Origin of the sequence: Streptosporangium sp. NPDC006013 (genome assembly GCF_040614275.1) — a bacterium.
Lineage (GTDB): Bacteria > Actinomycetota > Actinomycetes > Streptosporangiales > Streptosporangiaceae > Streptosporangium.
In genome coordinates, this window is sequence record NZ_JBEXUE010000993.1 from 1 (window position 1) to 1,051 (window position 1,051).

Annotated in this window: 1 protein-coding gene; it reads left to right on the forward strand. The window is 73.3% G+C overall.

Annotation, left to right across the window (positions count from 1 at the left end):
- Nucleotides 1-1,051 (forward strand): acyltransferase domain-containing protein (locus tag ABZ260_RS51520; RefSeq protein WP_355633374.1); only part of this gene is annotated, 1,051 nt, incomplete at both ends.

Sequence of the window (1,051 nt, forward strand, 5' to 3'; positions counted from 1 at the left end):
GCTGGACGGTGGGTCGGTCGAGCGGGTGGGTCGTTCGTTGCGGGAGGTGCTGTTCGCCGAGCCGGGCAGCGAGCGGGCCGGGTTGCTGGATCAGACCGGGTGGGCGCAGCCGGCGTTGTTCGCGGTGGAGACGGCGCTGTTCCGGCTGGTGTCCTCGTGGGGGGTGCGGCCGGAGGTACTGGCGGGCCATTCGATCGGGGAGATCACCGCTGCCCACGTGGCGGGGGTGTTGTCGCTGGCCGATGCGTGTGTGTTGGTGGCGGGTCGGGCGCGGTTGATGCAGGCGTTGCCGGCGGGTGGGGCGATGGTGTCGGTGCGGGCTTCCGAGGAGGAGGTCGCCGCTCTGCTGGCCGGGCGTGAGGGTGAGGTGTCGGTCGCGGCGGTGAACGGTCCGGCCTCGGTGGTGATCGCCGGGGTGGAGGAGGCGGTGCTGGAGGTGGCCGCCGCTCTGCGGGAGCGGGGTGTGCGGACGAAGCGGTTGCGGGTGTCGCACGCGTTCCATTCGCCGTTGATGGAGCCGATGCTGGAGGACTTCCGTGCCCTGGCCCGGACGTTGTCCTACGGCCCGCCGCAGATCCCGGTGGTGTCCACGGTGAGCGGGCAGGCGGCCACGGCCGAGCAGCTGTGCTCGCCGGACTACTGGGTGGAGCAGGTGCGCCGGGCCGTCCGCTTCTCCGACGGAATCCGGACGCTGCACGCTCAGGGGGTGCGGGCCTACCTGGAGCTGGGCCCGGACGGGGTGCTGGCCGCGATGGCCGATGACACCCTCACCGCGCTCACCGACGCGAACGCGGACATCGGTGCGGTAATGCGGGTGGCTGCGCCTGCGGGTTCGGCGCGCGACGCCGAGGCGGGGCCGGCGGACCTGGACGTGGTGCTGGTACCGGCCCTGCGCGGGGGCCAGGACGAGCAGGCGACGATCATGACGGCGCTGGCCGCCCTGCACGTGCGTAAGGTGCCGGTGAGCTGGCCGGCCGTGCTCCCCGGCGCTCACCGGGTGGAGCTGCCGACGTACGCCTTCCAGCGTGAGCGGTTCTGGCCCGACGGCGCC